A 7,637-nucleotide genomic window follows, 5' to 3' on the forward strand; every position below is an offset into this window, starting at 1 on the left:
TTTATGCACGGGGAGGAACAAAAAAACGCAATCGCAAGGCGTTCGTGACCACCAATACCGAGCTCATGGCCATGGCGCCTCCCGCGAGCATGGGGCTCATGGTCGGCCCCCCGAAGACGTGCAGAAGCCCTGCCGCGATGGGAAGCCCGATGGTGTTGAAGGCAAAGGCCCAGAACAGGTTCTGGCGGATGTTGCGCATCACCGCGCGGCTCAGGGCCAGGGCCGTGAGCACGCCAAAGAGGTCTTCGCGCATGAGCACGACATCACCGGACTCCATGGCCACGTCCATGCCGCCGCCCATGGCCACACCCAGGTCGGCCCGGGCCAGGGCCGGGGCGTCGTTGATCCCGTCGCCGACCATTCCGACAACGCGTCCTTCCTGCTGAAGCTCGATGATGACCTCGGCCTTGCGGTCCGGCAGCACCCCGGCGATGACCCGGTCGATGCCGAGGCGCGTGGCCACGGCCCGGGCGGCCCGTTCGGAGTCGCCGGTCAGGAGCACGATTTCCATGCCCAGATCGCGCAGACGCTGCACCGCCTTCTCCGATTCAGGCCTGAGCTGGTCGCTTATGGCCAGCAAGCCCGCCAGAACGTTGTCCACCGCCACGTGCACCACGGTGGCGCCGCTTTCCTCCAAGCGCTCGCGCGCGGCCCTGGCCGTTTCCAGGTTCAGATTCCGGGCCTGCATCAGCCGCTCGTTGCCGATGGCGACGGTGCGGCCTTCGACCGTGGCTGTCACGCCTTGGCCGGGGACGGACAGAAAGTCCCCGGCTTTGGGCAGAGGGCCCTGTGCGGCCGCGACCACGGCCTGGGCCAGGGGATGCTCGGACTGGGCCTCGATCGATGCGGCCAGGCGCAACAGGGCGTCCCTGTCGAGCCCGGCGGACGGGTCGACCCAGACCTCGGCCAGCACCGGTTTGCCGATGGTCAGGGTCCCGGTCTTGTCGAAGACCAGGGTGCCAAGCTCCCCGGCGCGTTGCAGGGCCCGGCCGGATTTGATCAGCACACCGAGTTGCGCGCCCCGGCCGGTGCCGACCATGATCGACGTCGGCGTGGCCAGGCCCATGGCGCACGGGCAGGCGATGACCAGCACGGAGATGGCGATGCGCAGGGCGAAGACGAAGGGCTCGTCGCTCAGCAGGTACCAGGCCAGGCCCGAAGCCAGGGCCAGGGCCATGACCACGGGCACGAAATAGTAGCTGATGGTGTCGGCCAGGTTGGCGATGGGGGCCTTTGAACCCTGGGCGTCCCGGACCAGACGCACGATGCGGGCGAGCATGGTGTCCTCGCCCACCAGGGAGGCGCGCATGACGAACGCGCCCGTGGTGTTGAGCGTGCCGCCGTAAACTCGGTCCCCGGGGCCGCGCCGTGCAGGCAGGGGTTCGCCCGTGAGCATGGATTCGTCCACATGGCTCTGTCCTTCCGCCACTTCGCCGTCCACGGGCAGGCGTTCGCCGGGACGGATGCGCAGCAGATCGCCGGGCTCGAGCTCTTCCACCGGGATCTTGCGCTCCTCCTCGCCGTCCACGAGGGTGGCGGTGTCCGGCGCCAGGGCCATGAGCGCCCGGACCGCGCCGGTGGTCTTCGACACGGAGCGGGCCTCGAAGAATTTGCCCAGCGAGATCATGGCGATGAGGACCGCCGCCGATTCGTAATACAGGTCCATGGCGCGGGCCTGGGCGTCCACTCCGAGCCAGATCTCGATGGTGTTCCACAGCGAGTAGACCAGGGCCGCGCCCGTGCCCACGGCCACCAGCGAGTCCATGTTCGGGGCGCGCCTGGCCAGGGCCGGGAAGCCGATCAGATAGAAGCTCCGCCCGCTCCATACCACGGGCAGGGTCAGCAGCAGCTGGGCCAGGGCAAAAGTTCCCGGCGCGTGCATGGGGTCGAGGAAGTTCGGCAGGGGCATGCCCCACATGTGGCCCATGGAAAGGACCAGAAGTGGCAGGGCAAAGGCCATGGACCAGCGCACGACCCGCTTTTTCTCCTCAAGCCGTGCGGCGATTCGCGCCTCTTCGTCTCCTGCGCTTTGTTTTTGCGGAATGCTCGTGGTGAAGCCTGCGTCGTGGATGGTCTGACGGAGCGTGCGTTGCGAGACCAGGGCCGGGTCGAAGACGAAACGGCCGCTCTCGGCGCCCAGATTGACGCTGGCTTCCTTTACCCCTTCCAGGCGGCCGGTGACGCGTTCGATGCGCGAGGAGCAGGCCGCGCAGTGCATGCCGCCGATCTTGAGGTCCAGCACGCTTTGCTCCTGCGGGGCCTCGACGGAAAAACCGAGTTCCCGCACCTGCTCCAGCACTTTTTCCAGGGGCGCGTCTTGCGGGTCATGGAGCAGATCCATCTCTTCGCTGGCCAGATTGACGGAGATTCTTTCAACCCCCGGCATGGCGCCAACCACTTTTTCGATGCGGGTAGAGCATGCCGCGCAGTGCATTCCGCCGACGGGTAAACGTACTGAACGTGATTTTGAGCTCATCTTTCTCTCCGGGATATATTCCAATCGTTTCGAACCTTTTTGTACCTTTTGACGCATGTCTTGCAAGTGCGTTGTTACGGCATGTGATTGACTGATCAATTGTATTCGCGTAGCCAACATGCCTACAAAAATTCTTTTCCGAAAGTCTTCAGACTCCCATCGTTTCTTGAAAAACAAATTGGTTGTTCAACCAGGAGTCAGCAGTGCATTGGCTCCGCAACTTCGGAGGAAGTATGTCCGTTGATGCCACCATGCATGTCGTGCGTCCGGGACGCCGGGATGCGTACCTCGACTGGCTTCAGATGCTCACCGGAGCGGGTCTTGTCCTGTTCATGTGGTGCCACATGCTGCTGGTCTCGTCCGTTGTCCTGTCCCCGAAAATCATGGACGCCATCGCCTGGTTCTTTGAGGCTTCTTACATGGCCCAGGTCGGCGGGCCCGTCATTTTCATCACCATGATCGTTCATTTCATCCTGGCCGCGCGCAAGATTCCATTCCGCGCCGAGGGACAGAAAACTATCTGGGCTCACGCCAAGATGATGCATCACGCCGATACCTGGCTGTGGGTCGTTCAGGCCGTGACGGCCATGATCGTGCTGATCATGGGCTCCGTGCACATGTTCGTGGTTCTGTCCGATCTGCCCATCACCGCCCTCAAATCCGCCGCGCGGGTGCAGGAAGGGTGGGGCTGGTTCTACCTGATCCTGCTGCCGAGCATCGAGCTGCATGTCTCCGTCGGTTTCTATCGCATCGGCGTCAAATGGGGCTTCATCAAGACCGATGGCCGACCCAAGGCCAAAAAGGCCGAAAACATCATGTTCGCCGTGTTCATGACCATCGGCCTTGTCACCTTGTTGCGTTTCGCATTTTTGGGCTAAAGGGGGAAGGCATGCAAACCTATTATTCTGATCTTCTGGTTATCGGCGCGGGCCTTGCCGGCGAGCGCGTGGCCGTGGAATCCGCGTTGGCCGGTTTCAACGTCATCTGCCTGTCCATCGTTCCGGCCCGGCGTTCTCATTCCTCCGCTGCCCAGGGCGGCATGCAGGCTGCGCTTGGCAACTGCGCCATGGGCGAGGGTGACAATGTGGATGTGCATTTCATGGACACGGTCAAGGGCTCGGACTGGGGCTGCGACCAGGAAGTTGCCCGCCTCTTCGCCGACGCCGCGCCCATCGAGATGCGCCGCCTGGCCCACTGGGGCGTGCCGTGGAACCGCGTCGTTCCGGGCACATCCTCCTATTTCAAGGGCGGAGAGAAATTCGAGAAATTCGAGAAGCCCGAAAAGGAGGGCCTCATCACCGCCCGCTCCTTCGGCGGCACGGCCAAATGGCGCACCTGCTACACCTCCGACGGTACGGGCCATGCGGTCATGTGCACCATGGACAACAAGTGCGCGGAGCTGGGCATAAGCGTCCTGGACCGCAAGGAGGCCATCTCCCTCATCCACGACGGCCAGCAGTGCATGGGCGCCATCGTGCGCTGCCTGCGCACCGGCAAGCTCGAAACCTATCTGGCCAAGGCCACGGCCATCTGCACCGGCGGCTTCGGCCGCATCTACAAGGCCACGACCAACGCCGTCATCTGCGACGGTGGCGGCCATGTCATCGCCCAGGACACGGGCGTGGTGCCCATCGGCAATCCCGAGGCCATCCAGTTCCACCCCACGGGCATCGTGCCGACGGACATTCTGGTCACCGAAGGCTGCCGTGGCGACGGCGGGACGTTGCTGGACGTCAACGAAGAACGCTTCATGCACATCTACGAGCCCGAGAAGGCCGAACTGGCCTCCCGCGACGTGGTCTCGCGCCGCATGACCGAGCACATGCGCGCAGGCAAGGGCGTGCAGTCGGCCTACGGCGAACACCTCTGGCTCGACATCCGCCACCTCGGCGACAAGCACATCTCCACCAAGCTGCGCGAAGTTGACGAGATCTGCCAGAACTTCCTGGGCGTCGATGCCCGCACCCAGCTCATCCCCGTGCGGCCGACCCAGCACTACACCATGGCCGGCGTGCGCACGGACAAGAACGGCGCGGCCTATGGCCTGAAGGGCCTCTTCTCGGCAGGCGAGGCCGCCTGTTGGGACATGCACGGCTTCAACCGCCTGGGGGGCAACTCCCTGGCCGAGACCGTGGTCGCCGGCGGCATCATCGGCGTCAAGATCGTCGAATTCCTCAAAGGCACCGAGACGTCCTTCAATACGGGCGTCATCAATGCCGAGGCCAAGCGCCAGCAGGAGCGCATCGACAACCTGATCAGCGGGCGCCTGGGCAGGGAGAACGTCTACAAGGTCCGCGCCGAGATGCAGGAAGCGCTCATGCAGGGCTGCTTTGTGTTCCGCAACGAAAAGGATCTGGGCACGTGCGTGGAGGTTCTCCAGGGCTTGCTTGAGCGTTCCGCCAGGATCGGGCTGGTCTCCAAGGGCCTTGGCGCCAACCATGAAGTGGCCGCGGCGCTCAAGATCCAGGGCCAGGTCCGCCTGGCCATGTGCATCGCCCAGGCCGCCCTGGTGCGCCGGGAGAGCCGTGGCAGCCACAACCGCGAGGATTTCCCCGCCCGTGACGACAAGAACTGGCTGAACCGCACCCTGGCCTACTGGCCGGAGGGTCGGACCATGCCGGAACTCAAGTACGAAGAGGCGACCCCGCACTTCGAGATCCCTCCGGGAGAGCGCGGCTATGGCGGCGGCAAGATCATCCATGCCGACCAAAAGGAAATCGAGGCCAAGACCATCACGAAGAGCAAGTAAGAGGAACACGACATGGGACGATTGCTCCAGTTTGAAATATTCCGCTACAATCCCGAGGACAAGGACTCCGCTCCGCACATGCAGACCTTCGTGCTGGAGGAGACCACCAACATGACCCTGTTCATCGCGCTGAACCGCCTGCGCGAGGAACAGGACCCGGGCCTCATCTTCGACTTCTGCTGCCGGGCCGGCATCTGCGGCGCCTGCGCCATGGTCATCAACGGACGCCCGGGTCTGGCCTGCCAGACCAAGACCAAGGACCTGCCCGAGACCATCACGCTCATGCCTCTGCCCGTCTTCAAGCTCATCGGGGACCTGTCCGTGGACACGGGCATCTGGTTCCGCGAGATGTACCAGAAGACCGAATCATGGATTCACACCACCAAGGAGTTCGATCCGGCGAAGGAAGAGGAACGCATGGACAACGCCGTGGCCGAAGAGATCTACGAGCTCGAGCGCTGCATCGAATGCGGCTGCTGCATCTCGGCCTGCGGCACGGCGAGGCTGCGCGACGATTTCATGGGCGCGGCCGCCCTGAACCGCATCGCCCGCTTCGTCATCGATCCGCGCGATCAGCGCACGGACAACCAGTACTTCGACATCATCGGCAACGACTACGGCATCTTCGGCTGCATGGGTCTCCTCGCCTGCGAGGATGTCTGTCCCAAGAAGCTGCCCCTGCAGAACCAGCTCGGCTTTCTGCGGCGCAAAATGGGCATCACGGCCATCAAACAGTTTATCAGGAAATAGACATGCGAACACTGAACGCCACCCAAGTCATCGATACCGTGGCCAAGATGTGCATCGACTCCAACCGCTACCTTCCGGACGACGTGCGTCGGCGGTTCGCCGAGTGCGCGGCCCTGGAAGAATCCCCGGCGGCAAAGGAAGTCTTTCGCCAACTGACCGAAAATTATGAACTGGCAGAGGAAACGGGGCTGCCCCTGTGTCAGGACACGGGTCTTGCCGTCTTTTTCGTGGAGATGGGCGAGGACCTGCGCGTCGAGGGCATGAACATCCGCGAGGCCATCAACGAAGGCGTGCGCAAGGGCTACGCCGAGGGCTTTTTGCGTAAGTCCGCCTGCGACCCGCTGACCCGCGCCAACACCAAGGACAACACTCCGGCCATCGTCCACTTCGACATCGTGCCCGGCGACAAACTCAAGATCGCCTTCATGGCCAAGGGCGGCGGCAGCGAGAACATGTCCCGCGTGACCATGCTCGCCCCGGCCCAGGGCTGGGCAGGCATCAAGAAGTTCGTCATCGAGCGCGTGGCCGAAGCCGGCCCCAACCCCTGTCCGCCCACCGTGGTCGGCATCGGCGTGGGCGGCACCTTCGATTACGCCCCCATCCTGGCCAAGAAGGCGCTGCTCAGAAAACTCGACGACACGAATCCGGATCCCAAGCTGGCCGAAATGGAAGACGAACTGCTCGAAGCCCTGAACAAGCTCGGCATCGGGCCCATGGGCCTGGGCGGCAAGACCACGTGTCTGGGTGTCAAGATCGCCATGAGCCCCTGCCACATCGCGAGCCTGCCCCTGGCCGTGAACATCCAGTGTCATTCCTCCAGACACCAGGAGGTGGAAATCTGATGGCCGAATACAAATTGCAGACCCCGCTGACGGACGAGGCCATGGCCAAGCTCAAGGCCGGTGACGTGGTCAAGCTGACGGGAACCATCCATACGGCGCGCGACGCGGCCCACAAGCGCCTCATCGACCTGTTGGACAAGGGCGAGCCCCTGCCTTTTGACCTCAAGGGCTCGGTCATCTACTACGTGGGCCCAAGCCCAGCGCCTCCCGGCCGCCCCATCGGTTCGGCCGGTCCTACCACCAGCTACCGCATGGACACCTACGCCCCGCGTCTGCATTCCCTCGGCTGCAAGGCATCGGTGGGCAAGGGCAAGAGGAGCGACGCGGTCAAGCAGGCCCTGAAAGACCACACGGCAGTGTATTTCGGCGCCACGGGCGGGGCCGGAGCGCTGCTGTCCAAGTGCATCACGGCGGCCAAGGTCATCGCCTTCGACGAGCTCGGGCCGGAGGCCATCCGCGAACTGACCGTGGTGGATTTTCCGCTGCTGGTCATCAATGATTCCCACGGCGGTGAATTGTACGTGCAGCCCGATCGCAAGGCGGCGGGGTTGGAATAGACGGAAGAAGGGTTGCGCGGGGCAGGGCGGCCACGTAAGGCAGGGCGGCCAGACAAGCAGGGCGGCCACGCAGGGCCGCCCCTACGGTTTGGATGGGTTCCGGGGCGATGCACCGTAGGCCGGTCCCGCCGGTTTGGATGGATTTCGGGACGATGCGTCGTGGGTCGGTCACGTCGGTATGGTTGGGTTCCGGGGTGATGCGTCGTGGGTCGGTTCCGCCGGCTTGGATGGATTCCGGGGCGATGCGTCGTGGGTCGGTTCCG

6 protein-coding genes are annotated in these 7,637 nt (G+C 63.9%); 5 read left to right on the top strand and 1 reads right to left on the bottom strand.

The genetic code is table 11. The features are described from left to right. Position 1: 1 nt before the first annotated feature. A complete protein-coding gene (locus H4684_RS02915; RefSeq protein WP_192622763.1) occupies positions 2-2,476 on the bottom strand; it encodes a heavy metal translocating P-type ATPase in 2,475 nt (824 codons plus the stop codon). A gap of 233 nt (positions 2,477-2,709) precedes the next feature. On the opposite strand from H4684_RS02915, the gene H4684_RS02920 reads away from it, so the two are divergent. Genes H4684_RS02920 through H4684_RS02940 form a run of 5 tightly spaced genes read left to right on the top strand, consistent with a single transcriptional unit; the run spans position 2,710 to position 7,374 of the window. Then, a complete protein-coding gene (locus H4684_RS02920) occupies positions 2,710-3,354 on the top strand; it encodes a succinate dehydrogenase/fumarate reductase cytochrome b subunit (RefSeq protein WP_092189760.1) in 645 nt (214 codons plus the stop codon). A gap of 11 nt (positions 3,355-3,365) precedes the next feature. Beyond that, on the top strand, positions 3,366-5,225 hold the full coding sequence (locus H4684_RS02925; protein ID WP_092189758.1) for a fumarate reductase flavoprotein subunit: 1,860 nt from the start codon (positions 3,366-3,368) through the stop codon (positions 5,223-5,225). Between the two features lie 12 nt (positions 5,226-5,237). Continuing rightward, complete coding sequence (locus H4684_RS02930; RefSeq protein WP_092189756.1) at positions 5,238-5,975, top strand: fumarate reductase iron-sulfur subunit; 738 nt, start codon at positions 5,238-5,240, stop codon at positions 5,973-5,975. Between the two features lie 2 nt (positions 5,976-5,977). Continuing rightward, positions 5,978-6,817, top strand: a complete 840-nt coding sequence (locus H4684_RS02935; protein ID WP_192622764.1) for a fumarate hydratase — start codon at positions 5,978-5,980, stop codon at positions 6,815-6,817. After that, positions 6,817-7,374, top strand: a complete 558-nt coding sequence (locus tag H4684_RS02940) for a Fe-S-containing hydro-lyase (protein ID WP_092189752.1) — start codon at positions 6,817-6,819, stop codon at positions 7,372-7,374. The genes H4684_RS02935 and H4684_RS02940 overlap by 1 nt, the downstream gene beginning before the upstream one ends. Positions 7,375-7,637 lie beyond the last annotated feature (263 nt).

This window comes from Desulfomicrobium macestii (assembly GCF_014873765.1).
GTDB lineage: Bacteria > Desulfobacterota > Desulfovibrionia > Desulfovibrionales > Desulfomicrobiaceae > Desulfomicrobium > Desulfomicrobium macestii.